This window comes from Cobetia sp. MB87, assembly GCF_011319755.1.
Lineage (GTDB): Bacteria > Pseudomonadota > Gammaproteobacteria > Pseudomonadales > Halomonadaceae > Cobetia.
Map to the genome: position 1 here is coordinate 98,388 of NZ_VFBC01000007.1, position 26,046 is coordinate 124,433.

Below are 26,046 nucleotides of genomic sequence, written 5' to 3' on the forward strand. Positions count from 1 at the left end.
TTCAAGGAAGGTGTCATGAAGTACGAATCCACTGGTCGCGAAGGCGACGAAGCCGTGCTGCAGGAATGGTTTACGGCACATGGCATCACCGAGGTGGAATGTCTGGTCACCGACCTGACCGGCATTCTCAAGGGCAAGATCATGCCGGCGCGCAAGTACCTCAATGGCGGTCGGCCGCGTCTGCCGGACTCCATCTTCATCCAGACCGTCACCGGTGGGTATCCGGATGATGAAGACAGTCGCTTCTGGAATCCGGCCGAGCAGGACATGCAGCTGATCCCGGATACCAGCGCCGTCTATCTGGTGCCCTGGGCGGAAGACCCCACCGCGCAGATCATCCATGACTGCTATTACCTCAATGGCGATCCGGTGGAGCTGTCGCCGCGCTATGTGCTCAAGCGAGTGCTGGCCCTGTATGCCGCACGTGGCTGGAAGCCGGTGGTGGCTCCTGAAGCCGAGTTCTATCTGGTCAAGACCAACAAGGATTCCGACTACCCGCTGGAGCCGCCCATCGGGCGCAGCGGTCGTCAGGAGAGCAGTCGTCAGTCCTATTCCATCGATGCGGTCAATGAATTCGATCCGCTCTTCGAGGAAATGTATGACTACTGCGAGGCCATGGGGCTGGATCTCGATACCCTGATCCATGAAGAGGGGGCCGGGCAGATGGAGGTCAATTTCGAGCATGGCGACCCGCTGGCGCTGGCCGACCAGGTCGTGATGTTCAAGCGCACGCTGCGCGAGACGGCATTGCGCCATGGCATGTACGGCACCTTCATGGCCAAGCCGATGGCCTATCAGCCGGGCAGCTCGATGCATATCCATCAGAGCCTGGTGGATGTCGCGACCGGCAGGAACCTGTTCGCGGATGATGAGGGGCGTGCCAGCACCCTGTTTCGCAACTTCATCGGCGGCTTGCAGACCTACATGCCGTCCGCGATGCCGTTCTTCGCGCCCAACGTCAATTCCTATCGCCGCCTGATGCGCAGCGAGACCAGTGGCTCCGCGCCGATCAACGTCGAGTGGGGGTTTGACAACCGCACCGTCGGCTTGCGAGTGCCGGTGTCAGATGCCGAGGGGACGCGAGTCGAGAACCGCCTGGCCGGTGCCGATGCCAATCCCTACCTGGTGATGGCTGCCTCGCTGGCCTGCGGCTATCTGGGCATGATGGCGCAGATCGAACCGCGTCCGCCGGCCGTGGGGTCTGCCTGGGAGGGCGGCAACAGCCTGCCGGACGATATCGGGCCTGCCCTGAATGCGCTGCACTCCTGCAAGCCATTGGCGGATATTCTCGGCGAGCGCTTCGTGAAGAGCTACCTGGCCGTCAAGCGTGCCGAGCATCGCGAGTACTTCCAGGTCATCAGCTCCTGGGAGCGCGAACACCTGCTGTTGCGTGTCTGACGCGATGTCACTGGTAGCGGCAATCTGACCCTTCAGAGGGACGAGGCGTTCCGAGGGTTGCAGTGAGCTGCAGTCTGTCCTGGAGTGGTTGTTTTTTGGCGATTATTGCATGTCAATATTAGTGTTTTTCAAGCTTTTGTCCGTGATATCGTGCAGTGGTGTTGATTAAAATAACCACAAGGAAAGGGTCATGAGTGCCACTTCGCCTCTGGAGCATGCTGCCTCCTGGTATGCAGCCTCCGCCAATGCCGTGCCCGAACGTCCTCCGCTTGCGGGGGATGTCAGCTGTGATGTCTGCGTCGTCGGTGCCGGCTTCACCGGCATCTCGGCAGCGCTGCATCTGGCCGAACAAGGCCTGAAGGTGATGGTGCTGGAGGCCGCCCGCGTGGGTTACGGCGCCTCCGGTCGCAATGGCGGGCAGATCGTCAACAGCTACAGCCGCGACATGGATGTGATCGAGGCGCGTTTCGGTATCCAGACGGCACGCGCGCTGGGCGACATGGCCTTCGAGGGCAATCGCATCATTCGAGAGCGTATCGCCGGTCATGGCATCGATTGTGATCTGCGGGACGGCAATCTGTTCGCGGCCTGCAATGCCCGTCAGCTCAAGGGGCTCAAGGAGCACAAGGCGCTGTGGGAGCGCTATGGCAACACCAGCCTAGAGTTGCTCGAGGGGGATGCCTACAAGCGCGAAGTGAGTGCCGAAGGCTATACTGGCGCGCTGGTCGATCACTCCGGTGGCCATATCCATCCGCTCAATCTGGTGTTGGGCGAAGCCGCAGCCTTCGAATCACTGGGCGGTGTGATCTTCGAGCACAGCCCGCTGGTGAGTCTCGAGCATGGCGGCCCCGTCGTGCTCAAGACGGCTGGCGGCACCCTGCGCGCCGACCGTGTGGTGATGGCGGGCAACGCCTACCTCAATGGCGTGCTGCCGGAGCTCGAGAGCAAGTCGATGCCCTGCGGCACCCAGATCATCACTACCGAGCCGCTGGCGGATGACGTGGCGCGAGGTCTGCTGCCCAACGACATGGCGGTGGAAGACTGCAATTACCTGCTCGATTACTACCGCCTGACGCGTGACAACCGACTCATCTTCGGGGGTGGCGTCAATTATGGCGGAGAAGACCCCCGCAACATCGAAGCCCTGATTCGTCCCAAGATGCTCAAGGTCTTCCCGCAACTGGCCAGCGTCAGGATCGACTACGCCTGGAGCGGCACCTTCCTGATGACGCTCAACCGTCTGCCGCAGTTCGGCGTGCTCAATGACAACGTCTATTACGCCCAGGGCTATTCCGGCCACGGCGTGACCTGCAGCCATCTGGCAGGGCGCTTGATCAGTGAGGTGATGACCGGCCGTGATGGCCGCTTCGATGCCTTCGCCGGCCTGCCGCACCTGCCATTCCCCGGGGGGCGCATGCTGCGGGTGCCGCTGTCTGCCGTGGGCGCCTGGTACTACCAGACCCGCGACAAGCTCGGTATCTGATCAGTCTGTTCTCCAGAACGGCCCGAAGCCGCCTTCCTTGTGGGACGGCGGCTTTTACATGAGGCAGAGCCCGTGATGCTGGCCCGGTACGCAACGCACTGCGCCCCGACCAGAAGGCGGGGCGCAGGCGGGTGTCGCTGGGCAGGGGCGATCTGATTTCTGTCCGTACCTCACCGAGGTGGCCGTGCAAGCGCTGATCAAGGATGGCGCGGACAGCGACGGTTTTCATGATTGTCATGTCCTGAGGCCCGGTCTCGTGGCAATCGAGATGACTAGATGTTGCGCAGATACCAGTCGTATTCCAGACGGCTGATGATCTGCATGGCCGCTTCACGCTCCGCGCGACGGCCGGCGATGAACACGTTCAGGAAGCGTTCGCTGAAGGCTTCCGTCAGGGGCGCGCTTTCCTCGAGCAGGGTCAGGGCTTCGGGCCAGCTGTTGGTCAGGCTGGGCTCGAACTGGTCATAGGCATTGCCGATGACGGGCTCGCCCGGCGAGATCTGGTGTTGGATGCCGTGAATGACGGACGCCAGCAGGGTAGCGACCAGCAGGTAGGGATTGACGTCAGCGCCGGCGACACGATGCTCGAACCGGCGGGCATCATTGGGGCCGGAGGGGATGCGGATGGCCACCGAGCGGTTGTCGAAGCCCCAGGTCGGCGCCATCGGCACGTACAGACCCTGCTGGAAGCGACGATAGGAATTCAGGTTGGGTGCGAACAGCGCCATGGAAGCGGGCATCAGTTCCAGCAGTCCACCGATGGCGTGACGCAGCGTCTCGGTGCCCAGCGGGTCCTCGTCCGGGGCCGCGAAAACATTGTGGCCATGCGGGTCCACCAGGCTCATGTGGACATGCATGCCATTGCCGGCCTCGTCGCCATACGGCTTGGCCATGAAGGTGGCATCGAAGCCGTGGCGCAGGGCGACCCCCTTGATGAGGCGCTTGAGCAGCACGGCACTGTCACAGGCCTTCATGGCGTCATCGAGATGGATCAGGTTGATCTCGAACTGACCCGGAGCACACTCCTTGAGCGCGGTATCCAGTGGCAACTGCTGCACGCGCGCCGCGTCCTGGATCTCCTCGAGGAAATCGGCGTATTCGTCCAGCTCGCCGATGGAATAGAGCTGGCTCTCCGTGGCGCGTTCACCGGTCGTCGGAGAGCACGGCGGCTGGACCATGCCCAGATCATCGCGTTCACGATCCACGAGATAGAATTCAAGTTCCAGTGCCACGACCGCCTTGAGTCCCATGTCGGCCAGCAGATCGACCTGTTTCTGCAGCTGGTTGCGCGGGTCGGCGAAGAAGGGACCGTCCTTGTCATCGCGCATGTTCATCAACAGCTGGCCCTGCTTGCCGTTGCGCAGCCAGGGAGCCGGCATCAAGGTGCCGGGGATGGGGCGGCAGACCTGATCCCCATCGCCCGACTCCAGCCCCAGCCCCGTCTCTTCAATGGTATTGCCGGCGATATCGATGGCGAACACGGAGCCCGGCAGGTTGATGCCATGCTCGTAGGCCTTTTCCAGATTCTCGCGCGGGATGCGCTTGCCGCGCTGGATGCCACTGATATCGCTGATCAGCAGGTCGATGTTCTCGATTTCCGGATGGCGATCCAGAAACTCTCTGGCCTCATCGACGGGGTGGGTGTACATGGAGGTCACCTGTGAAACTGGGTTGTTGTCCTTCATATATCGTCACGGCTACACGTGTTGTCAAATAATTTACAATATTGTCCAGATGGCGTGAGCAGACTTTTCGTGGGTTGTGTTTTTAATGCCATGAAAAACAGTAGGTTGATTGAATGGTGGGTATTGTCGCTTTTTGTCCAGTTGGCAAGAAATGACGTTCAGTCTATGTTGAGAAAACCTTGCCACTTCACTTGCTCATGCCATCTGTCGGAAAGGAGATTCCATGACACCCCGCCCTCTGGTTGGCGTCATCGCCTGTCGTCGCACGATTGAAGGTCATCCGGCGCACATGGTGACGGACAAGTACGTCAGTGCTCTGCGTGAATTCGGTCTCGAACCGGTGATCATCCCGGTGTGGGAGGATATCGAGGAGGCGTCGGCCCGAGCCTTGCTGGCACGGATGGATGGACTGCTGCTGACCGGCAGCTACTCCAACATGCATCCCTCTCGCTACGGTGAGGCCGTCGCGCCGGAGAATACCTACGAGGATCTGGCGCGTGATGCGGCGGTGATGTCCTGGGTGCCATTGGCTCTCGAGTTGCAGCTGCCGTTGCTGGGGATCTGTCGCGGTTTCCAGGAGTTGAACGTGGTCTTCGGCGGCAGTCTGCATCAGGCCGTCCAGACGGTGCCGGGCCTGATGGACCATCGCGAGCCCAGTGGCGACCAGGACACACAGTATGCTCCTTGCCATCCGATCAGCATTGCGCCGGATGGCGTGCTGGCAGCGCTGTATCCCGGCTCCGGGGCGCAGGTCAATTCGCTGCATCAGCAGGGTATCGCACGTCTCGGCGATGGCCTGCGGGTCGAAGCCGTTGCACCGGATGGCCTGGTCGAGGCGATCTCGATCAGCGAAGCCCGGGCCTTCACGCTGGCCGTGCAGTGGCACCCCGAGTGGAAGCCCCGTGAGCATCCGCTCTATGAGGCGCTGCTGGAGGGCTTTGCCTCGGCCTGTCGCGAGAAGGCTGAAAGCAGCGTGTCGAGGGTTCGCCCCACCTGTCGCGAGGAGGCGTGAAGATGTCGGCCAATGAGAATGGCGCACGCCTTCAAGCGCTGGATACGCGACACCATCTGCATCCCTTCACCGACTTCAAGCAGCTGGGTGAACAGGGCAGTCGCATCATCACCGGTGGCAGCGGTGTCTATATCGAGGACGCCGATGGTCAGCGGATTCTGGATGGCATGGCAGGACTGTGGTGCGTGAACCTCGGTTATGATCAACCAGAGCTGGTCGCAGCGGCCAGCCAGCAGATGACGCAACTGCCGTACTACAACACCTTCTTCAAGACCGCTCATCCGCCGGCGATCGAATTGGCGGCCGAGCTGTGTCGTCTCGCGCCGGAGCACATCAACCACGTCTTCTTCACCGGTTCCGGCTCTGAGGCCAATGACAGCATGCTGCGCATGGTCAGGCGGTTCTGGGCGCTCAAGGGTCAGCCGGAAAAGCAGTGGATCATCGCGCGCGAGAATGGCTATCACGGCTCGACCGTCGCGGGCATGAGCCTGGGTGGCATGGCGCCGATGCATGCCCAGGGTGGCCCCTGCGTGCCCGGCATCACGCATATCCGCCAGCCTTACTGGTTCGCGGAAGGCCGTGAAACTCCGGAACTTGAAACACGCAGCCGAGACGATTTCGGGCGACTGTGTGCCGAAGCGCTGGATACACGTATTCAGGAACTGGGCCCAGACAACGTGGCCGCCTTCCTGGCGGAGCCCGTGCAGGGCGCCGGTGGTGCCATCATGCCGCCGGACAGCTACTGGCCAGCGATCAAGGCGGTGCTGGCGAAATATGACATCCTGCTGGTGGTGGATGAGGTCATCTGTGGCTTCGGTCGTCTCGGGGAATGGTTCGGCAGTCAGCATTACGACCTGAAGCCTGATCTGATGCCCATCGCCAAGGGCCTGTCGTCCGGCTACCTGCCGATCGGTGGCGTACTGGTGGGGGACCGCGTCGCCGAGACCTTGATCGAGGAGGGCGGCGAATTCTTCCACGGCTTCACCTACTCCGGTCATCCCGTGTGTGCCGCCGTGGCGCTCAAGACCCTCGAGATCATGCAGCGCGAGGATATCGTCACCCGCGTGCGTGATGACCTGGGGCCGTATCTGGCCAGCCGCTGGGCAACGCTGGCGGATCACCCGCTGGTCGGCGAGGCGCGTTCGCTTGGCCTGATGGGGGCGCTGGAGCTGGTGGCCGACAAGGCCAGTGGCGAGCGTTTCGAGGCATCCCTGGCGGTCGGCAATCTGTGTCGCGATATCTGCTTCGAGACCGGCCTGGTGATGCGTTCGGTAGGCGACACCATGATCATCTCGCCGCCGCTGGTGATCACGCATGAACAGATTGATGCACTGATCAGTCTGGCACTCGCGGCACTGGATGAAACGGCGCGTCAGCTGGCGACTGGCGGTCATGGTGCTGCTCCTTCAGCAACCTCCTCCTCTCTTCTGTCGCAGCACTCTTCTTCCCTGACTTCGGAATCCTGATCATGAGCCGTCCCCAGACATTGTCCGATTGGCAGGCACTGGCCGCCCGTGTGACCCCGCAGCTGGAAGGCAATGCCTTCATCAATGACGAATTCGTGCCGGCGGTCAGTGGTGAGACCTTCGATAGTCTCAATCCTGCCACCGGAGAGCGGCTGGCGATGGTCGCCAGCTGTGACAGCGCCGATGCCGAGATCGCCATTCGCCATGCGCGTGCCGCCTTCAAGCGTGGAGTCTGGTCGCGCATGGCACCTGTCGAGCGCAAGGGCGTGATGCTCAGGCTGGCCGCGCTGATGGAAGCCCATCAGGATGAGCTGGCATTGCTGGATAGCCTCGACATGGGCAAGCCGGTCACCAGCGCGCTGAATGACATGGCCGGGGCGATCGGCTCGATCCGCCATCAGGCCGAATCCATCGACAAGCTGTACGGTGAGGTGGCCCCGACAGGCGAGCAGGCGCTGGGCATGGTGCTGCGCGAACCGCTGGGCGTGGTGGCCTCCATCGTGCCCTGGAACTTTCCGCTGATGATGACGGCGTGGAAGATCGCCCCGGCGCTGGCAGCGGGCAACAGCGTCATCCTCAAGCCGTCGGAGAAATCACCGCTGTCGGCGCTGCGTCTGGCGGCGCTGGCTCGCGAGGCCGGTATCCCGAGCGGCGTCTTCCAGGTGCTGCCGGGCTTCGGGCACACCGTCGGGCGTGCGCTGGCGCTGTCGATGGATGTCGAATGCCTGGCCTTCACCGGCTCCACCGCCGTCGGCAAGCAGCTGATGCAGTATGCCGGGCAGTCGAATCTGAAGCGTGTCTTCCTGGAGTGTGGCGGCAAGAGTCCCAACATCGTCTTCGCCGATTGCGCCAATCTGGATCGCGTCGCCGAGAGCGCTGCGGCCGCCATCTTCTACAACCAGGGCGAGGTCTGCATCGCGGGTTCCCGTCTGTTGGTGGAGGATTCGATCCGCGATGCCTTCGTGGCCAGGGTGGTGGCGGCTGCCGAACGCATGCAGCCCGGCGACCCGCTGGACCCGGCAAGCTTCATGGGCGCGATGGTCGACAGAACCCAGTATGAGCGCGTGATGGGCTATATCCGTCAGGGCGTCGAGGAGGGCGCGGCATTGCGCGTCGGCGGTGAGGAAGTCGACGGCCCCGGGCTCTTCATCCGTCCGGTGGTCTTCGATGGCGTCACGCCCGAGATGGCGATCGGCTGTGAGGAAATCTTCGGGCCGGTGCTGTCCGTGTTCGGCTTCGAGACCGAAGACGAGGCGCTTGAGTTGGCCAATGACAGTGATTTCGGACTGGCGGCAGGGGTGTGGAGTCAGGACATCGACCGCATCATGCGCGTGACGCGTCGACTCGAATCCGGTCAGGTCTTCGTCAACAACTGGGCGGGGGGCGACCAGACCATGCCCTTCGGCGGAGTGAAGCAGTCCGGCAACGGCCGCGACAAGTCGCATCACTCGCTGGCGGAATATACCCAGCTCAAGAGTGTCTGGATCGAGCTGAGCTGATTCATCACTCGTGATGAAGCTCCTGAAAGACAAAGAGGCCACGCGATCGCGTGGCCTCTTTGTTTCTGTCTGCCGCATGAACTAGAACATGCGGGCTGGCGTCGCGCAGCTGACCAGACGACACTCGACATCACCGATGTTGCGGAAGCGATGCGGCACGTTGGTATCGAAGTAGTAGGCTTCGCCTGCCTTCAATACTCGCGTGTCGCCGCCGATGGTGATCTCGATCTCGCCCTCGATGATCACTCCGGCCTCTTCACCCTGGTGAGTGATCATCTCGCGGCCGGTATCACTGATCGGCGGGTAGGTCTCGATCATGAAGGACAGGGCGCGGTCACGACGCTTGGCGCCCACCAGCTTGAAGATCACCTCGCCGCTACCGACATTGGTGAGCTCGTCCGCGTCGTAGAAGACCTTGCCGGTGTTCTCGAGCTCCATGGTGAAGAAGTCGCCGACGCTCATGGGAATGGCGGCGAGAATCTTCGACAGTGAGCTCACCGACGGGCTGACCTTGCCCTGTTCGATCAGAGACAGGCTGGAGTGGGTCACGCCGCAGCGCTTGGCCAGCTCGCGTTGCGAGATACCACGTAGAGTTCGCAGCGCCCGCAGGCGTGCACCGACATCATCTGCCATCAGAACTTCCTTTGCGAAGCGACGATTGACTGGAGTTGGCTGCCGTCGTGGACCGACAACGGCCAGCCTCGGAGTATCCGCGACTGGCCGTTGCATGCAGCGACAGGGTGGCTCGGGAGCGACTGGCTCAGCTGAGGTTGTCGAGCTTGTCCTTGAGCACCTTGTTGACCTGTTGCGGGTTGGCGGTACCGCGCGAGGCCTTCATCACCTGACCGACGAAGAAGCCGATCATCTTGCCGCGCTTGTCCGGTTCGGCTTCCTGGTACTGGGTCACCTGAGCCGGGTTGTCGGCGATCACCTGATCGACCACGGCTTCGATGGCGCCGCTGTCAGTGACCTGCTTGAGGCCGCGTGATTCGATGATCTCGTCGGCGCTCTCGCCTTCGCCATCCCACAGTGCGGCGAACACCTGCTTGGCGGCCTTGCCGTTGATGGTCTCATCGACGATGCGCTTGATCAGTCCACCCAGCTGGGCCGCGGAAACCGGGCTGACGGTGATGTCGAGGTTTTCCTTGTTGAGACGGCCGGTCAGCTCGCCCTGCACCCAGTTGGCAGCCTGCTTGGCATCGCCGCAGACATCCTTCACTTCCTCGAAGAAGTCGGCCATCTCGCGGCTGGCGGACAGCACGCTGGCGTCATAGGCGGACAGGCCCAGTTCGCTCTCGAAACGGGCGCGCTTCTCGGCCGGCAGTTCCGGCAGGGTCTGGCGCAGGTGTTCGATGTAGGCCTCGTCGACTTCCACCGGCAGCAGGTCCGGGCACGGGAAGTAGCGGTAGTCGTTGGCTTCTTCCTTGGTGCGCATGCTGCGCGTCTCGTCGGCGTCCGGGTCGTACAGGCGGGTTTCCTGTACCACCTTGCCGCCGTCCTCGATCAGCTCGATCTGACGCTCCACCTCGAAGTGGATGGCGCGCTCGATGAAGCGGAAGGAGTTGACGTTCTTGATCTCGGCGCGGGTGCCGAAGGCTTCCTGGCCCTTGGGGCGTACCGAGACGTTGACGTCGCAACGCAGCGAGCCTTCGGCCATGTTGCCGTCGGAGATGCCGAGATACGTCACGATGGCGTGGATCGCCTTGACGTAGGCCACGGCTTCCTTGGCGGAGCGCATGTCCGGCTCGGACACGATTTCCAGCAGCGGCGTGCCGGCGCGGTTGAGGTCGATGCCGGTCATGCCCTGGAAGTCTTCGTGCAGCGACTTGCCGGCGTCTTCCTCGAGGTGGGCATGGTGGATGCGGATCGACTTGCGCGTGCCATCCTCGAGCAGGATCTCGAGTTCCCCCGGGCCGACGATGGGCTGGTCCATCTGGCTGGTCTGGTAGCCCTTGGGCAGGTCCGGATAGAAGTAGTTCTTGCGCTCGAACACCGAACGGCCGGCCACGGCGGCATTGACGGCGAGACCGAAGCGCACGGCCATGGCCACGGCCTGCTCGTTGAGCACCGGCAGGGTGCCCGGCAGGCCGAGATCGACCGCGCTGGCCTGGGTGTTGGGCTCGGCACCGTAGGTGGTGGACGAGCCGGAGAAGATCTTTGACTGGGTGGCGAGCTGAGCGTGAACCTCAAGCCCGATTACGACTTCCCATTGCATCAGGCTTGCTCCTGTCCGAATTCCGGGCGCTGGCGATGCCAGTCGGTGAGTTGCTGGAACTGGTGCGCGACGCCCAGCAGGGTCTGCTCACCGAAGTGCGGGCCGAGGATCTGCAGACCCACCGGGCGCTTGCCTGCCAGGCCGGCCGGCACGCTGATGCCCGGAATGCCCGCCAGGTTGATGGCGATGGTGTAGAGATCCTGCAGGTACATGGACAGCGGGTCCTTGTGCGCGCCGAGATCGAACGCCGGGGTCGGCGCCGCCGGGCCCATCAACACATCGACCTGGTCGAAGGCATCGAGGAAGTCCTGGCGGATCAGGCGACGCACCTTCTGGGCCTTGATGTAGTAGGCATCGAAGAAGCCTTCGGACAGGGTGTGCGTGCCGATGATGATGCGACGCTTCACCTCATCGCCGAAGCCTTCTTCCCGCGTGCGCTTGTAGAGGTCTTCCAGGTCCTGCGGGTCCTTGCAGCGATGGCCGAAGCGCACGCCGTCGTAACGTGACAGGTTGGAGGAGGCCTCGGCCGGCGCGATCACGTAGTAGGTCGGGATGGCCAGGTGGGTATGCGGCAGCGAGATTTCCTGCACGCTGGCACCGGCATCCTCGAAGACCTTGATCGCGGCACGTACGGAAGCTTCGACTTCCTCGGACAGGCCTTCGCCGAAGTATTCCTTTGGCAGGCCGATCTTCAGGCCCTTGAGGTTGTAGTCCAGCCCTTCGACGTAATCCGGCACGCCGCGCACCACGCTGGTGGAGTCGCGCGGATCGGCGCCGGCGATCACGTTCATCAGGCGCGCGCAGTCTTCGGCGGAGCGAGCCATCGGGCCGCCCTGATCGAGACTGGAGGCATAGGCGATCATGCCGTAGCGCGAGACGCGACCATAGGTCGGCTTGAGGCCGGTGATACCACAGAAGGCGGCCGGCTGGCGGATGGAACCGCCGGTGTCGGTGCCGAGTGCGGCCGGCGCAAGGCCTGCCGCGACGGCGGCGGCACTGCCGCCGGAGCTGCCGCCCGGGACGGCGGACAGGTCCCACGGGTTCTTGACGGCACCGTAGTGGCTGTTCTCGTTCGAGGAGCCCATCGCGAACTCATCGAGGTTGGTCTTGCCGAGTATCACCACGCCTTCGGCCTTGAGCTTCTCGATCACGGTGGCGTCGTAGGGCGAGACGAAGTTGTCGAGCATCTTCGAGCCGCAGCTGGTGCGCACACCTTCGGTGCAGAAGATGTCCTTGATGGCCATCGGCACGCCGGTCAGCGCGGCGGCATTGCCAGCGGCACGGCGTGCATCGGCGGCATCCGCATCACGCAGCGCGTCTTCGCGGCACAGGGTGATGTAGCTGTTGAGCTCGCCGTCGAGGCGTTCGATACGGGCCAGGAAGGCTTCCGTCAGCTCGCGGCTGGTGTATTCGCCGGCCTCCAGGCCTTGCGCCAGCTCACTGAGCGTCTTGTCATGTAGTGCAATGGACGATGACATGTTCGATTCCATCAGTGCAGACGATGCGCCGGGCATCGTCCGCAGAAATTCCGGGGCGGACGGGGCGTGCCGCGTGACGTGGTATCCGATGGCAGCCGATCACGATGCGTGAGCGGCCCGCCAGGCGAGATCACTCGACGACGCGCGGAACCAGATACAGACCCTGCTCTGTGGCCGGGGCCACCTGCTGAAAACGCTCGCGCTGATTCGATTCGGTGACTTCGTCCGCGCGCAGGCGTTGCGTGGCTTCCAGCGGGTGCGCCAGCGGTGCGACGCCGTCGGTATCGACCTGTTGCAGCTGGTCGACCATGGCGAGAATCCGGTTGAGATCCTCGACGTAGGCTTCGGCATCCTGCGAGGCAAGACCCAGGCGTGCGAGGTGAGCGGCACGCAGCACATCTGAATGTTCAAGGGCCATTGAAGTTTCCCTGTCTTGGCTTCGAGAGGCTTGAGGTGACGGCAGGAGTCGGAGACGGCCACGCGGAACTGGGCTGGCGCGACGTGCGCGAAAAGCCGAATTCGAAAATTGTGGTGTCCCGGCAAACCCGATGCCCGTTACCCTGTAAAACAGCGCGCTTTGCAGCGATGGAGCAATCTGTCGCCGAATGCGCCGTTACAGTGTGATTCGGCGTGAAATGTACCACATCTGCGTCGCTCTGGCAGGCGTGTCAGCTTGCCGCCATGGGGTGGCAATGGTACCGTTCGCGTCTGCACAGGGTTCCGGTCTGGACTAGGTGATCAACTTCCATGTTTAAACGTTTACGTGGGCTGTTCTCGAGCGATCTGTCGATCGATCTGGGTACTGCCAACACGCTTATTTATGTGCGCGGTCGCGGTATCGTGCTCGACGAGCCCTCAGTCGTGGCCATTCGCCAGTCCGGGAATGCCCGCAGTGTGGCGGCCGTCGGTGCCGATGCCAAGCGCATGCTGGGGCGTACCCCCGGCAATATCACGGCCATCCGTCCGATGAAGGACGGCGTCATCGCCGACTTCACCGTTACCGAACAGATGCTCCAGCATTTCATCCGCAAGGTGCATCAGAGCACCTTCCTGACACCCAGCCCCCGTGTGCTGGTGTGTGTGCCGTGCATGTCGACCCAGGTCGAGCGTCGCGCCATCAAGGAATCGGCCGAAGGGGCCGGCGCGCGTGAGGTCTACCTGATCGAGGAGCCGATGGCTGCCGCGATCGGTGCGGGCTTGCCGGTGGAAGAAGCGATGGGCTCCATGGTGGTCGATATCGGTGGTGGTACCACTGAAATCGCCATCATCTCGCTCAATGGCGTGGTCTATTCCGAATCCGTGCGTATCGGCGGTGACCGCTTCGACGAAGCCATCACCTCCTATGTGCGTCGCCACTACGGCAGCCTGATCGGTGAGGCGACGGCCGAGCGCATCAAGGAAGAGATCGGTTGTGCCTATCCGGGCGGTGAGCTGCGCGAGATCGACGTGCGCGGCCGCAACCTGGCAGAAGGCATTCCGCGTTCCTTCACGCTCAACTCCCACGAGATCCTCGATGCGCTGCAGGAGCCGCTGGCGGCCATCGTCTCGGTGGTCAAGAGCGCGCTCGAGCAGTCTCCGCCGGAGCTGGCTTCCGACATCGCCGAGCGCGGCCTGGTGCTGACCGGTGGTGGTGCGCTGCTGCGTGACATCGACAAGTTGATCGCGGAAGAGACGGGCCTGCCGGTGATCATCGCCGAAGACCCGTTGACCTGCGTGGCGCGTGGCGGTGGCAAGGCGCTGGAAATGATCGATCAGCACACCTTCGAGCTGCTGTCGAGCGATTGACCTCGTCCGGGGCCGGGCATGCTGTGTGCTGTACGGCTGGTCCCGGCCTGTCGGAGGAAGTGCTATCAAACCCCTGTTCACGCGTGGCCCCGTGCCCGGTTACCGCATGCTGTTGTGCGCGGTGCTGTCACTCGCGCTGATGTTTGCCGAAGATCGCTTCAGCTGGATGGTCGATGTGCGCGCCAGCATGGCGACGCTGGTATCGCCCGTGCAGTGGGTCGTCAGCTTGCCGACGGAAGGCATCAGCTGGGGGGCACTGGTGTTTGCCGACCAGCAGGAGCTGGCCGACGAGAATCGCGCGCTGCGCGAACAGCTGCTCAATCTGTCCAGCCGTGTGCAACGCATGGCGAGCCTGACCTCCGAGAATACGCGCCTGCGCGAATTGCTCAATGCCGGGCAGCGTAGCGACATCCCCTATATCACCTCCCAGTTGCTGACCCTCGATGCTGACCCGTTCTCCCACCGCATGGTGGTGGACCGCGGCGAGCAGGATGGCGTGCGCATCGGCTTGCCGGTGCTCGATGCCTATGGCCTCGTCGGGCAGGTCATCTCCACCTCGGCCTACAACAGTCGCGTGCTGATGATCAGTGATGCCAGCCACGCCGTGCCGGTGGAGATCAATCGCAATGGCCTGCGTTTCATCGCCCAGGGCAGTGGCAAGATCGATCAGGTCGATGTGCTGCATGTGCCGGATACTGCCGACATTCGCGTGGGTGATCTGCTGGTGACTTCCGGACTGGCACTGCGCTTTCCGCGCGGCCTGCCGGTGGCACGTGTCACCGAGGTCTATCATGATCCCGGCAAGCCGTTTGCCCGTGTCAGTGCCGAGCCCATCGCGCAGCTGGAGCGCTCGCGCAACTTCCTGATCCAGATGCCGCCGCCGGTGGACACCGACAACCTGTATGTCGATGACAGCCTCGATGAGTTGCCGCGTGACAACCTGGCGGCGCCCAGGCCCGAGGGTGACGACGCCGCACAAGGCTCCGCCGAGGGTGCGTCTGATGCCCAGGCACCCACCGATGCTGCCGGGGAGAACAACTGATGGCCTTTCGTCCCCAGACCACCTTGCTGTGCTGGTTCTCGCTGCTGCTGGCGCTGTGCCTGCAGGTCATGCCATTGCCGGATGTGTGGCTGATCTGGCGGCCCCAGTGGCTGGGCCTGATGCTGGTCTACTGGTGCATCGTCTCGCCACAGAGTGTCGGTGTCTTCCACGGCTTCCTGTTCGGGCTGGCGCTGGATGTCCTGCAGGGCGCACCGCTGGGGCATAACGCCCTGGTGCTGTCGTTGACGGCCTTCATGGGCGTGCTGCTCTATCAGCGCATTCGCGCCTATTCACTGCTGCAGCAGGCATTGCTGGTGATCGTGGTGCTGGGCATCGCACAGTTGCTGGATCAATGGCTGCGCAGCCTGTTCGGTGCCGGTCCTGTCAGCCTGTCGTTCCTGCTCTCGGCAGTCATCGGCGGCGCGCTGTGGCCGTGGCTCTATACTCTGCTGCAGATGCTGCGTCGGCGGGTCGCGGCCTGAGTGCCACTCGCACATCGCTAGCACTTCTTGTGAGCTTCCAAAAGCCGCCTACGGGCGGCTTTCTGGTACTTGTCAGCCATCAATATCTGTCAGCCATGTTTCTCCGCGAGGTCTTCCATGTCATCCAGTTCAAGGTCATCCGCTTCCAGGCCATCCACACCTGACACCGAAAGCACCACTTCCTCACTCTTTGCGAACTCTGACGCCGCGACGCAGCGCAAAGTGATGTCTCAGGGCACTGATGAACAGGGCACTGATGAACAGGGCTCAGATCAACAGGACGTAGCTCATGCGGAATTGATTCTGGCCTCGGGGTCGCCGCGTCGACGCGACCTGCTGGCCAGTATCGGCATCCACTGTGATGTGGCACCGGTGGATATCGATGAGACGCCGCAGCCCAATGAGTCGCCGGAGCATTACGTGCTGCGTCTGGCGCGGGAGAAGGCGCAGGCCGGGTTCGCGGCTCTGGCGCAGCGGACGGCAGTCCAGACAACGGGGCGGCGAGTGCTCGGCGCGGATACCGCGCTGGCACTGGATGGACGCATTCTCGGCAAGCCGCGTGACGAGTTGGACGCGCGCGAGATGCTGCTCAGCCTCTCGGGGCGTAGCCATCAGGTGCTCAGTGGCGTGGCGCTGTGTCATGGTGAGGCCGGGCGCGACATGCGCTGCGAGATCGAGTTGGTCGAGAGCCGTGTGACCTTTTGCACCATCACCCCGGAGGAGGCCGCGCGCTACTGGGCGACCGGTGAGCCTGCCGACAAGGCGGGTGGCTACGCCATCCAGGGGCTCGGCGCCGTCTTCGTCAGCCATCTCGAAGGCAGTTACAGCGCCGTCGTCGGGCTGCCGCTGCATGAGACCGCACAGCTCTTGAGCAAGGCGGGCGTTCAGCCGTGGCAATCGCTCTGACCGAGATGATCTTCACTGCGTCAGTCGGGTGTCGAATCAGTGCTCCAGCGTCCTCGCGAAAGACGATCGCTTATGTGCGTGGCACAAAATACCCGTTGCAGGAAATCCTTAGTCGATAGATCACAGCCGGGGGCTCCCTTGCTATGTCATAATCGCAAGCAACGACTTTACAAGGACTTGCGCTATGAGCGGCGAGGTATTGATCAACCTGACACCGATGGAGACCCGCGTGGCGGTGGTCGAGAACGGTGTCCTGCAGGAAGCCTTCATCGAACGCAGCGGGCGACGCGGCATCGTCGGCAACATCTACCGTGGCAAGGTGGTGAGAGTGTTGCCCGGCATGCAGGCGGCCTTCATCGATATCGGTCTCGAACGTGCGGCCTTCATCCATGCCCAGGAAGTCATGCCGGCGCACACGCCGCATGATGAGCAGCTCTCTATCCGCGAGCTGCTCAGCGAAGGCCAGCCACTGGTGGTGCAGGTCACCAAGGACCCCATCGGCACCAAGGGCGCCCGGCTGACCACGCATCTGTCGGTGCCGTCACGCTATCTGGTCTACATGCCGGACTCGCCGCATACCGGCGTGTCGCAGCGCATCGAGAGCGATGCCGAGCGTGACCGCCTCAAGGAACTCACCGAGCAGTGCCTGACGGCGCTGGACCCGGAAGCGCCCGGTGGCTTCATTCTGCGCACGGCGGCCGAAGGCATCAGCGAGGCCGAGCTCAAGCAGGACATGCACTTCCTGCTGCGGCTGTGGCGCAAGGTCAGCGAGCGTCGCCTGACCGCCGCCGTGCCCAGCGTGATCTATGATGATCTGCCGCTGTTCATGCGCACGCTGCGCGACGTGATGCGTGACGAGATCGAGCGCGTGCGTATCGACTCGCGTGAGAACTTCATCCGGCTCAAGGAATTCGCCAGCGAGTTCATGCCCGACATGGAAGGGCGCATCGAGTATTACCCCGGCGAGCGGCCGATCTTCGATCTGTTCAGTGTCGAGGATGAGCTGCACAAGGCGATGGGTCGCAAGGTGCAGCTCAAGAGTGGCGGCTATCTGGTGATCGACCAGACGGAGGCGATGACCACCATCGACGTCAACACCGGGGGTTTCGTTGGTCATCGCAACCTCGAAGAGACCATCTTCAAGACCAATCTCGAGGCGGCGACCGCCATCGCGCGCCAGCTGCGGCTGCGCAATCTCGGCGGCATCATCATCATCGACTTCATCGACATGGAAGAGACCGAGCACCAGCGCCAGGTGCTCAGGGTGCTCGAGAAGTCGCTGGAGCGTGATCACGCCAAGAACAAGATGACCGGCGTGACCGAGCTGGGCCTGGTGCAGCTGACGCGCAAGCGCACGCGCGAAAGTCTGGAGCAGGTACTGTGCGAGGCCTGCCCGACCTGTCAGGGGCGCGGCACCCTCAAGACGCCGGAGACGGTCTGCTACGAGATCTTCCGCGAGATCATGCGCGAAGAGCGCGCCTACAGCCCGGATACCTACATGGTGCTGGCCTCACAGAACGTGGTCGATCGCCTGCTGGACGAGGAATCCGCGGCCGTGGCGGACCTCGAGAGCTTCATCGGCAAGACCATCCGCTTCCAGGTCGAGGCGCATTACACCCAGGAGCAATACGATATTGTGCTCATGTGATCTGTCAGCTGCCGCGCCTGCGATGATGCCGGGAGTCGCGTTATCCACATCGTGAGACTGTCCTGTTCGGAGAACCATCAGTGACCCGTTCTACCTCACAAGAGGCGGCACGTTCTACCTCGCAAGAGGTGGTGCAGGAGGGCGTCGATGACGCCCCGTCTTCGTCAGCTTCGTCCCCACCGCCACCCTCGCGTGGACGGCGGTGGGGGCGCGGGCTGCTGATGGTGCTCGCGGTGCTGCTGGCGTTGCTGGCCATCCTGATCGGGGGCCTGCGCTGGTGGTTGACCACGCTGGAGTCGCGCAGTGAGTCCATCAGTGACTTCATTGCCACCCAGACCCATTCCAACGTGGGAATGACATCGCTTGAGGGCCGCATGGATCACCTTGATCCGGCCATCAAGCTGTCCGGTCTGAACCTTTTTCGTCCCAACGAGATGCAGGCGGCGCCGCTATTGAGCGTGTCCCATCTGGAAACCCGTCTCGATGTGCTTTCCTCCCTGCGCCATCTAGCGCCTGTCTTCGATCGCGCTACCGCCACCGGCGTCATCGTGCACCTGTACCAGCGCGAGGATGGCAGCTGGGGCTGGCCGGGGCCGCCGCGTCCTCCCGAAGCGCTCGAGCCCGAAGGGCAGATGAGTCTTGCGCAGATGGAGCAAGGGCTGGCGCTGCTGGCGCGCCAGCGTGTGCGACTCGAGGACGTGCGTCTGGTGCTGCATGGTCGCAACGATACCCTCAACCTGAATGCCGCCGAGCTGTTGCTGTCGGGGGAAGGAGACCGCGCGCATCTGGAGGGCCAGTTGCGTGTCGGAGAATCGCCTCAGGCCGGTGTCAGCGCCGTGCTGGAGGTGCTGCCGGGAGACGACGGCCTCGCCGACTACTCGGCCCAGCTACAGGTGGAGCTGGACGCCGGTGCGTTGGCGAGTGTCGGGCGTCTGATGGGCGAGCGCGACAGCCTGATGCTGCGCGACGCCGATGGCAACGCGACCTTGTGGGCGCGTTGGCGTGAAGCGCGACTGGAAGATGCTCGTCTGCGTCTCGACCTCAATCGCCTGACGCTGGATCACCATGGCGCCCAGCTGGCGCTCAAGGACATTCATGCGCGTGGCCAGTGGCTGCGCGACCTGGCGGGCAGTGATCGCTGGCAGGCCTGGCTCAATCAGATATCGGTTGGCGCCTCGCAACTCGATGACGCCCCGGTGGCCGGCACTCCGGTGGCCGGCACTCCGGTGGCCGGCACTCCGGTGGCCGGCACTCCGGTGGCCGGCACTCCGGCGACCGGCGTCCCGGCGACCGACGCTTCTGTGGCAGACAGTGATGAGCAGACACCACAAGCGGCGCCATCGTCAGAAGTCTCCGCGGCGCTCGCCAGCCTGCCCGAGCGTATTTCGCTGTCGGGAGATCTCGCCGATGGCAGCGTGTCGCTGGTCACCAGCAGTTTCGATCTGGAGAAGGTGGCGCGCTGGCGCAACGTGCTGGCGCTCGGCGAGCTCGGGGATGTGCTCGAGTCTCTCGATCCGCGTGGCACGGCCACCGGACTCTCCCTGTCGCTGGCCGGTATCGGACTCGAGGCCCCGCTGACCATGAAACTGGCGCTGGGCCTCACCGGCGCCGAGGTGGAACCCTGGCAGGGCGCTCCGGGTCTCGGCCCCCTGGCCGCCTGGGTCACCGCGCAGAGTCTTGATGAGGGCGGTATCACGAGCCGGATCGCGTTTCGTGGTGACCCGGGCATGCGCTTTCACTTCCCCGACGTCTTCGGCGACGGCTGGCAGCTCGAGGCTGCCGACGGAGTGGTCGAGGTCAAGGTCGATGACAGTGGCAGCAGTGTCTCGGGGCATGACCTGCATATCCAGCGCGCTGGTGCCGATGTGACGGGCGGCTTCGGCCTGCAGATTCCCGCTCAGGATCATGATCGCTTCCAGCTGGATCTCGAGATGCGCGACGTGAATGCTCGCAGCATTCCGCTGGCCTCCTGGTTGCCGATGAAGGTGCTGGACCCGGCGCTGAGCGAGTGGTTGACGCGTGATGTCGCGGGGCAGGTCCCCGAGGGCAGCCTGCATCTCACTCAGGTGTGGGATGACGACAATGGTGAAAATGGCTATGGCCCCGGCGATTCGATGGACCTTGAGCTGGCCATCGAGGATGGGCGACTCGGTTATGCCGAGGGCTGGCCTGCGCTGGAGGGCGTGAAGGGCAACCTCGCGCTGCATGACAATACGCTGAGTGCCACGGTCGCGGCGGCGCACTCTCAGCCGGCCACGGCGCTGGGCAGTGCAGCGCCCCTGGCGGTGCGTCAGGCCGATGTCGACATGCAGGACAACACCTTGAAGATTCAGGGTGATGTGACCGGCAGCGTCGAGGCGCTGTTCGATCTGCTCTCGCATGCGCCGCTGGAAGATACCGCTGCGCTGATCGCCGAATGGCAGGGCAAGGGCTCGGTGGATGCGACGATGGACATCCGCGTGCCGCTGGAGGACGCCGAGCAGACGCGCATCACGGCGGCGGGCAAGGTCGGCGAGCGCCAGGCGGCGACGCTGGCCTTCCCGGGGCCGGGCATCGAGGTTGACGGCATTCGCGGGCCGCTCGAGTTCGTGCATGACCCATCCCGCCCCGAGGGGCGGCGTGAGCAGTTGACCGGCAATCTCTCTGGCAAGCTGTTCGGTGGTGCGGTCAAGGCGGCGCTCAACATCGGACAGGCAGATTCAAACAGCAAGGGCGCGATCACCTTCGACGGCAAGGCGCCATTGGCACCGGTGCTGGGCTGGCTGGGCGCGCCCGAGCACCTGATCGGCGATGCCGCCGAGAACACCCGGGCCGCCTTGCAGGACGGCGAGACCCCGCGTGCGCTGGGCGGCGAGTTCAACTACCAGGCGCGCCTGATGCTGCCGGATGACGGCGCCAGTCTGGCGCTCTCGAGTGACCTCAAGGGAGTCGCCATCAATCTGCCGGCACCCTTTGGCAAGACGCGAGAGGAGGCGGCACCACTGGCGGTGGATATCGGGCTCGCGGAGGGTGGCGGTGATGTGCGCCTCGACAATCGCGCCCGTGCACGCTGGAAAGGCGGCAATACGCGAGACGATGGCAGCACGGTGGCGATGACGGGGCAGTTGTGGCTGGAACGTTGGCCGAGCGACCCGCAGTGGCCCACCCAGACGGGCTGGGACATCGCCTGGCGCACGCCGACCCTCGCCCCTGAACTCTGGAAGCCGTGGGCGGGAGCGCTCTCCGGTGATGGCAGCGCGAGTGATGAGGGCGGCGATGCTGAGCAGAGCGATCCCCTGCGTGCCTTGTCACGCCTGCGCGTTGCTACCGATTGCCTGATGATCCAGTCCCGGTGTACGGGGCCGATGACGCTCGAGGCCGCGCCGCGGCAGAGCTCGCAGCAGCAAGGGCTGGGTCTGGCCGCGACGCTGGATGGTCAGCTCGCCAGTGGCGAGCTGGTGTGGCAGTCAGGTGCCGCGCGGCCGCTGATTCTGGACCTGGATACCCTGAATCTCGATGCCCTGTGGCCCGCGGATGCCGAGCAGGAGACGCAGACCGCCAGTGCGCCAAGCAACTTTACCGAGGCTATCGATGTCGGTATCGAGCCGACGCCGTATCCCGCCGAGCTGGCCGACTTGCCCGCGGGCAGTCTGCGTCTGGCACACCTCATCTGGCGCGATCAGCAGCTGGGGCCGATCAGTGCGGACTGGACCGCCGACAGTCAGCAGCTGGTGGTGTTGCCGCTCTCCATCACGCTGGGCAAGATCACCGCGGTAGGCAGCATCACCTGGGAGGATGCCGGCGCCAACAGTCTGACGCGCGCTCGTCTGTCCGCCGATGGCAGTGACCTGGGCGGGCTGCTCGAGCGTCTCTCCCAGCCTCGCGGCATCGAGGCGGACCGTGCCCGGGCCGAGGTCAAGCTGGCCTGGCCCGGCGCGCCGCAGGACTTTGCCCTGTCGCGCTCCAATGGTCGTGTCGAGGTCAAGCTGGACGACGGGCGCTTCCTGAATCTGGGCTCGACCTCTGCCCGTCTGCTGGGGCTGGTCAATGTGGATAACCTGCTGCGCCGCCTGTCGCTGGACTTCTCTGACGTCACCGACAAGGGGACGGCCTTCGACAAGGTGCGCGGTGCAGCGACCCTCTTCGATGGGCGGCTGGAAAGCGATGGCTCCTTGCGTATCGAGGCGCCGTCCACCACCGTGACACTCAACGGGCAGGTCGATCTGCTTCGCGGTACCCTTGATCAACGCATGGCCATCACGGTGCCGGTCAGCCAGAACCTTCCGCTGGCCGCCGTGCTGGCAGGCGCGCCCGCCGTGGGCGGGGCGCTGTTCGTGGCCGACAAGATCTTCGGCCGCTTCATCGACAAGGTGACGCAAATTCACTATCGGGTATCAGGCCCCTGGGGCGACCCGAACATTACTCTGGAAAGTGCCGAATGACGCAAAATGCGAGTTCCGGTCGCGTGCTCGACGATGCCGCGGCCCTGTTGCTGACCCCGGGCGGGCTCAGCCTGGATGATCTGGATGCTGGCCTGGCACATGCCATGGGCCCGGGCACCGACTATGCCGACCTCTACTTCCAGCGTATCTGGCAGGAAAGCTGGGTGCTGGAAGACGGCGTCGTCAAGGACGCCAGCTACAACATCGATGGTGGCGTGGGCGTACGCTCACTGGCGGGCGAGAAGACCGGCTTCGCGTACTCCAATCAGATCGATGCCGCCGCGCTTGCCGACACCGGCCGTACTGCGGCGGGTATCTCGCGCAGCGGCAGTAGCGGTACGGTCGCGCGCTCGATCATCACCGAGGCCCCGTCCTTCTACGCGGGCATCGACCCGCTGAATGGCCTGAGCGCTGAGGACAAGGTCGCGATGCTCAAGGAAGCGGATCGCATCGCGCGCAGCCTTGACCCGTCCATCAGTCAGGTATCGGCCTCGCTGTCGGCGCTCTACGAGGTGGTGATGGTGCGTGCCAGTGACGGCACCCTCGCTGCAGACCTGCGTCCGCTGGTGCGTTTCAACATCAGCGTCATCGCGGTGCGCAATGGCCGACGCGAGCGTGGCAGTGCCGGTGGCGGTGGTCGTTTCCCGCTGACCCGTCTGCGCGATGAGAATGTCGCCGAGCGTTACGCGCGTGAAGCCGTGCGTCAGGCGCTGGTCAATCTCGAGGCCATCGATGCGCCGGCCGGTCAGATGCCGGTGGTGCTGGGCAATGGCTGGCCGGGTGTGCTGCTGCACGAGGCAGTCGGTCACGGTCTTGAAGGTGATTTCAACCGCAAGGGCAGTTCTGCCTTCTCGGGCCGCATGGGTGAGCAGGTCGCGGCGCGCGGCGTCACCGTGGTCGATGATGCGACCCTGGCCGATCGCCGTGGCTCGCTGTCCGTCGATGACGAAGGCACCCCGGGGCAGTACACGCCGCTGATCGAGGACGGCATCCTCACCGGCTACATGCAGGACAAGCTCAATGCCCGCCTGATGGGCATGGCGCCGACGGGCAATGCGCGTCGTGAGTCCTTCGCGCACCTGCCGATGCCGCGCATGACCAATACCTACATGCTGGGTGGCGATCGCGATCCGCAGGAGATCATCAAGAGCGTCAAGCGTGGCCTCTACGCGGTCAGCTTCGGCGGTGGCCAGGTCGACATCACCTCCGGGCGCTTCGTGTTCTCCGCAAGCGAGGCCTATCTGATCGAAGACGGCAAGGTGACTACGCCAGTCAAGGGCGCGACCCTGATCGGCAACGGGCCGGAAGCCATGGGCCGCGTCTCGATGATCGGCAATGACCTGGAGCTCGACACAGGTGTCGGCGTGTGTGGCAAGGATGGCCAGTCCGTGCCCGTCGGTGTCGGTCAGCCGACGTTGAAGCTCGATGAGCTGACGGTCGGCGGCACCCAGTCGTGAGCCGGTGGGACTGATCAGCAGAGAATAGACATGACGACGCCGCCGTGGCTGGGCCGCGGCGGCGTCGGTGAAGCGGGAAGTACCAGGATTACAGATCGAGCTCGGCACGCAGCAGCTTGAAGAGCTTCTTGGCGCTGTTGGGCTGTTTGCCGGCGTCACGTTCGGCACGCGCATTGCGGATCAGCTGACGCAGGGCCTGACGGTCCACGTGAGGATAATCCTCGACGAAGATCACGAAGGCTTCATCGTCGTCCAGCAGGCGATCGCGCCAGCGTTCGAGACGCTGGAAGGACGCATCGCGACGCACGTTCTGCTGCTCCATGGCTTCGAAGACGGCACGCACGGCGTCCAGGTCTTCCTTGCGCATCAGCTTGCCGACGTACTGCATGTGGCGACGCAGGCCTTCGTGACTACGAATGCGATGGGTCTCCTCGATGGCGGCCAGCATGTCGTCAGAGAGCGGGAACTTGGCGCGCTGGCCTTCCGGCAGATCGATGATCTTCTTGCCCAGCGCCTGCAGCTCGATCATCTCGCGCTTCAACTGGGACTTGCTGGGGCGCTCGACGAGCTCCTCGGGTCTTTCTTTACGCATGCCAATTCCAATGAGTCGGGGAAATTTGCGGCAGTATAGCACTGCCGGGCCCCCGTCTCCTCAGAAGGAGAACAACATGAGCCAGGCCTTTGATGCCGTTGCTCAGCAACAACTGCTCGAGCGTCGCGTCAGCGAAGCTCTCGAGCTTGCCCGCAGCCTGGGTGCCGACGCCTGTGAGGTCGGTGCCAGCGTCGATCAGGGCGTCAGCATCTCGGTACGTGACGGCGAAGTCGAGACGGTCGAACTATCGCGTGATCAGGGCATCGGCGTGACTGTCTACCTCGGCAACCGCAAGGGCAGCGCGACCTCTTCCGATGCAGGCAGCGACTCGATTCGTGCCGCGGTCGAGAAGGCGGTCTCCATTGCGCACTACACCGGCGAAGACAGCTTTGCCGGTCTGGCGCCTGCCGAGCTGATGGCCACTGACTTCCCTGACCTCAAGGCGCACCACCCCTGGGCGATCAGCGTCGATGAAGCGACTGATCTGGCGCTGGCCTGTGAGCGTGCCGGGCTGGAAGTGGAAGGTATCGCGCAGTCCGAAGGTGCCAGCTTCTCCAGTGGTGAAGGCGTACAGGTCTATGGCAACAGCCATGGTTTCCTGGCCAGCCAGTGCGGCAGCCGCCACTCGATGTCGTGCATGCTGATCGCCAAGGATGCACAGGGCATGCAGCGTGACTATGACTACACCAGTGTGCGCAATCCGGCAGACCTGCGCTCCCCCGAGTCGGTGGGACGTGAAGCCGCACGCCGCACGCTGGCGCGTTTGAATGCGCGCAAGGTGGCGACGGGTCGCATGCCGGTGCTGTTCGATCCGCAGATGTCGGCGGGGCTGGTCGGCCATTATCTGTCTGCCATCGCCGGTGGCTCGCTCTACCGTGAGTCCAGCTTCCTGTGCGATAGCCTGGGTCAGCCGCTGTTCCCCGACTGGTTCACGCTGGGCGAGAAGCCGCGGGAAGTCGGTGGCATGTCCAGCGCCGCCTTCGACAATGATGGTGTCGCGACGCGTGACAATGTCTACTTTGCCGACGGCAAGGTGCAGAGTTATATGCTGAGCGCCTACAGTGCCCGGCGCCTGAACATGCAGACTACCGGCAACGCCGGCGGCGCGCGCAACGTGCGGATCACTGCGCCGCTGACCTCCCTCGATGAGATGCTCAAGCAGATGGGCACCGGCGTACTGGTGACCGAGCTGATGGGCCAGGGCGTCAACGGCGTCACCGGTGACTACTCACGCGGCGCCTCCGGTTTCTGGGTCGAGAACGGCGAGATCCAGCATGCGGTCGAGGAGTTCACCATTGCCGGCAATCTGCGCGACATGGCGGCCAATCTGCTGGCGGTCGGTGATGATGTCGATACGCGTGGCAGTATCCACAGCGGTAGCTGGCTGATCGATGGCATGACCGTCGCCGGCATGTCCGAAGGCGAAGACGATGAGCTGGAAGGCTGATCGCTGAAGCTTCTGTCTCTGCGCGACAGT

General features: G+C 63.7%; 19 protein-coding genes. 13 read left to right on the forward strand and 6 right to left on the reverse strand.

Going from position 1 to position 26,046, the window contains the following annotated elements:
- Positions 1-15 precede the first annotated feature (15 nt).
- Positions 16-1,398: a glutamine synthetase family protein gene (locus CDPAHKCJ_RS06495; RefSeq protein WP_166019152.1), complete on the forward strand. Its 1,383-nt coding sequence runs from the start codon at positions 16-18 to the stop codon at positions 1,396-1,398.
- A gap of 190 nt (positions 1,399-1,588) precedes the next feature.
- Positions 1,589-2,881 carry an FAD-binding oxidoreductase gene (locus tag CDPAHKCJ_RS06500; RefSeq protein ID WP_166019153.1) on the forward strand — a complete coding sequence of 431 codons (1,293 nt, stop codon included), beginning with the start codon at positions 1,589-1,591 and terminating at the stop codon, positions 2,879-2,881.
- A 272-nt stretch (positions 2,882-3,153) separates the two neighbouring features.
- Here CDPAHKCJ_RS06500 and CDPAHKCJ_RS06505 read toward each other — a convergent pair whose 3' ends face one another.
- Positions 3,154-4,530 (reverse strand): glutamine synthetase family protein, encoded by a 1,377-nt coding sequence (locus CDPAHKCJ_RS06505; RefSeq protein WP_166019154.1) that lies wholly within the window; start codon positions 4,528-4,530, stop codon positions 3,154-3,156.
- A gap of 259 nt (positions 4,531-4,789) precedes the next feature.
- Between CDPAHKCJ_RS06505 and CDPAHKCJ_RS06510 the strand changes: the two genes are divergently transcribed.
- Genes CDPAHKCJ_RS06510 through CDPAHKCJ_RS06520 form a run of 3 tightly spaced genes read left to right on the forward strand, consistent with a single transcriptional unit; the run spans position 4,790 to position 8,543 of the window.
- The gene (locus CDPAHKCJ_RS06510) at positions 4,790-5,578 is read left to right on the forward strand and encodes a gamma-glutamyl-gamma-aminobutyrate hydrolase family protein (RefSeq protein WP_166019155.1); all 789 of its coding nucleotides are present in this window, start codon (positions 4,790-4,792) and stop codon (positions 5,576-5,578) included.
- Between the two features lie 2 nt (positions 5,579-5,580).
- On the forward strand, positions 5,581-7,044 hold the full coding sequence (locus tag CDPAHKCJ_RS06515; RefSeq protein ID WP_166019156.1) for an aspartate aminotransferase family protein: 1,464 nt from the start codon (positions 5,581-5,583) through the stop codon (positions 7,042-7,044).
- 2 nt (positions 7,045-7,046) lie between these two features.
- Positions 7,047-8,543: an aldehyde dehydrogenase gene (locus CDPAHKCJ_RS06520; RefSeq protein WP_166019157.1), complete on the forward strand. Its 1,497-nt coding sequence runs from the start codon at positions 7,047-7,049 to the stop codon at positions 8,541-8,543.
- 81 nt (positions 8,544-8,624) lie between these two features.
- Here the strand turns inward: CDPAHKCJ_RS06520 and CDPAHKCJ_RS06525 are convergent, their stop codons facing one another.
- From CDPAHKCJ_RS06525 to gatC, 4 genes are all read right to left on the reverse strand, one after another.
- Entirely contained in the window at positions 8,625-9,176 is a 552-nt protein-coding gene (locus CDPAHKCJ_RS06525; RefSeq protein ID WP_166019158.1) for a cupin domain-containing protein, read from the reverse strand.
- Positions 9,177-9,303: 127 nt separating this feature from the next.
- A complete protein-coding gene (gatB, locus tag CDPAHKCJ_RS06530) occupies positions 9,304-10,758 on the reverse strand; it encodes an Asp-tRNA(Asn)/Glu-tRNA(Gln) amidotransferase subunit GatB (protein ID WP_166019159.1) in 1,455 nt (484 codons plus the stop codon).
- Complete coding sequence (gene gatA, locus CDPAHKCJ_RS06535) at positions 10,758-12,236, reverse strand: Asp-tRNA(Asn)/Glu-tRNA(Gln) amidotransferase subunit GatA (protein ID WP_166019160.1); 1,479 nt, start codon at positions 12,234-12,236, stop codon at positions 10,758-10,760. Before gatA ends, gatB begins: the two co-directional genes overlap by 1 nt.
- A 130-nt stretch (positions 12,237-12,366) precedes the next feature.
- Entirely contained in the window at positions 12,367-12,654 is a 288-nt protein-coding gene (gatC, locus tag CDPAHKCJ_RS06540; RefSeq protein ID WP_166019161.1) for an Asp-tRNA(Asn)/Glu-tRNA(Gln) amidotransferase subunit GatC, read from the reverse strand.
- A 329-nt stretch (positions 12,655-12,983) separates the two neighbouring features.
- Between gatC and CDPAHKCJ_RS06545 the strand changes: the two genes are divergently transcribed.
- From CDPAHKCJ_RS06545 to tldD, 7 genes are all read left to right on the forward strand, one after another.
- Positions 12,984-14,021, forward strand: coding sequence for a rod shape-determining protein (locus CDPAHKCJ_RS06545; protein ID WP_043332576.1), 1,038 nt, complete (start codon positions 12,984-12,986; stop codon positions 14,019-14,021).
- A 64-nt stretch (positions 14,022-14,085) separates the two neighbouring features.
- The gene (mreC, locus tag CDPAHKCJ_RS06550) at positions 14,086-15,063 is read left to right on the forward strand and encodes a rod shape-determining protein MreC (RefSeq protein WP_267906763.1); all 978 of its coding nucleotides are present in this window, start codon (positions 14,086-14,088) and stop codon (positions 15,061-15,063) included.
- Positions 15,063-15,545: a rod shape-determining protein MreD gene (gene mreD / locus CDPAHKCJ_RS06555; RefSeq protein ID WP_043332574.1), complete on the forward strand. Its 483-nt coding sequence runs from the start codon at positions 15,063-15,065 to the stop codon at positions 15,543-15,545. Before mreC ends, mreD begins: the two co-directional genes overlap by 1 nt.
- A gap of 225 nt (positions 15,546-15,770) precedes the next feature.
- A complete protein-coding gene (locus tag CDPAHKCJ_RS06560; protein WP_166019162.1) occupies positions 15,771-16,451 on the forward strand; it encodes a Maf family protein in 681 nt (226 codons plus the stop codon).
- Between the two features lie 184 nt (positions 16,452-16,635).
- Positions 16,636-18,099 (forward strand): ribonuclease G, encoded by a 1,464-nt coding sequence (rng, locus tag CDPAHKCJ_RS06565; protein WP_043332570.1) that lies wholly within the window; start codon positions 16,636-16,638, stop codon positions 18,097-18,099.
- A gap of 80 nt (positions 18,100-18,179) precedes the next feature.
- Positions 18,180-22,520: an AsmA-like C-terminal region-containing protein gene (locus tag CDPAHKCJ_RS13530; RefSeq protein ID WP_166019163.1), complete on the forward strand. Its 4,341-nt coding sequence runs from the start codon at positions 18,180-18,182 to the stop codon at positions 22,518-22,520.
- Complete coding sequence (tldD, locus tag CDPAHKCJ_RS06575) at positions 22,517-23,977, forward strand: metalloprotease TldD (RefSeq protein ID WP_166019164.1); 1,461 nt, start codon at positions 22,517-22,519, stop codon at positions 23,975-23,977. Before CDPAHKCJ_RS13530 ends, tldD begins: the two co-directional genes overlap by 4 nt.
- Positions 23,978-24,065: 88 nt before the next feature.
- On the opposite strand, the gene yjgA is transcribed toward tldD, so the two are convergent.
- Entirely contained in the window at positions 24,066-24,569 is a 504-nt protein-coding gene (gene yjgA, locus CDPAHKCJ_RS06580; RefSeq protein WP_043332563.1) for a ribosome biogenesis factor YjgA, read from the reverse strand.
- Positions 24,570-24,645: 76 nt separating this feature from the next.
- Here yjgA and pmbA point away from each other — a divergent pair, with 76 nt between their 5' ends.
- Positions 24,646-26,016, forward strand: a complete 1,371-nt coding sequence (pmbA, locus tag CDPAHKCJ_RS06585) for a metalloprotease PmbA (protein ID WP_166019165.1) — start codon at positions 24,646-24,648, stop codon at positions 26,014-26,016.
- The last annotated feature ends 30 nt before the right edge of the window (positions 26,017-26,046 follow it).

Coding starts and splice junctions, on each gene's coding strand:
- CDPAHKCJ_RS06495 (WP_166019152.1), top strand. CDS start 16: ATGAAGTACGAATCCACTGGTCGCGAAGGCGACGAAGCCGTGCTGCAG.
- CDPAHKCJ_RS06500 (WP_166019153.1), top strand. CDS start 1,589: ATGAGTGCCACTTCGCCTCTGGAGCATGCTGCCTCCTGGTATGCAGCC.
- CDPAHKCJ_RS06505 (WP_166019154.1), bottom strand. CDS start 4,530: ATGTACACCCACCCCGTCGATGAGGCCAGAGAGTTTCTGGATCGCCAT.
- CDPAHKCJ_RS06510 (WP_166019155.1), top strand. CDS start 4,790: ATGACACCCCGCCCTCTGGTTGGCGTCATCGCCTGTCGTCGCACGATT.
- CDPAHKCJ_RS06515 (WP_166019156.1), top strand. CDS start 5,581: ATGTCGGCCAATGAGAATGGCGCACGCCTTCAAGCGCTGGATACGCGA.
- CDPAHKCJ_RS06520 (WP_166019157.1), top strand. CDS start 7,047: ATGAGCCGTCCCCAGACATTGTCCGATTGGCAGGCACTGGCCGCCCGT.
- CDPAHKCJ_RS06525 (WP_166019158.1), bottom strand. CDS start 9,176: ATGGCAGATGATGTCGGTGCACGCCTGCGGGCGCTGCGAACTCTACGT.
- gatB (WP_166019159.1), bottom strand. CDS start 10,758: ATGCAATGGGAAGTCGTAATCGGGCTTGAGGTTCACGCTCAGCTCGCC.
- gatA (WP_166019160.1), bottom strand. CDS start 12,236: ATGTCATCGTCCATTGCACTACATGACAAGACGCTCAGTGAGCTGGCG.
- gatC (WP_166019161.1), bottom strand. CDS start 12,654: ATGGCCCTTGAACATTCAGATGTGCTGCGTGCCGCTCACCTCGCACGC.
- CDPAHKCJ_RS06545 (WP_043332576.1), top strand. CDS start 12,984: ATGTTTAAACGTTTACGTGGGCTGTTCTCGAGCGATCTGTCGATCGAT.
- mreD (WP_043332574.1), top strand. CDS start 15,063: ATGGCCTTTCGTCCCCAGACCACCTTGCTGTGCTGGTTCTCGCTGCTG.
- CDPAHKCJ_RS06560 (WP_166019162.1), top strand. CDS start 15,771: ATGTCTCAGGGCACTGATGAACAGGGCACTGATGAACAGGGCTCAGAT.
- rng (WP_043332570.1), top strand. CDS start 16,636: ATGAGCGGCGAGGTATTGATCAACCTGACACCGATGGAGACCCGCGTG.
- tldD (WP_166019164.1), top strand. CDS start 22,517: ATGACGCAAAATGCGAGTTCCGGTCGCGTGCTCGACGATGCCGCGGCC.
- yjgA (WP_043332563.1), bottom strand. CDS start 24,569: ATGCGTAAAGAAAGACCCGAGGAGCTCGTCGAGCGCCCCAGCAAGTCC.
- pmbA (WP_166019165.1), top strand. CDS start 24,646: ATGAGCCAGGCCTTTGATGCCGTTGCTCAGCAACAACTGCTCGAGCGT.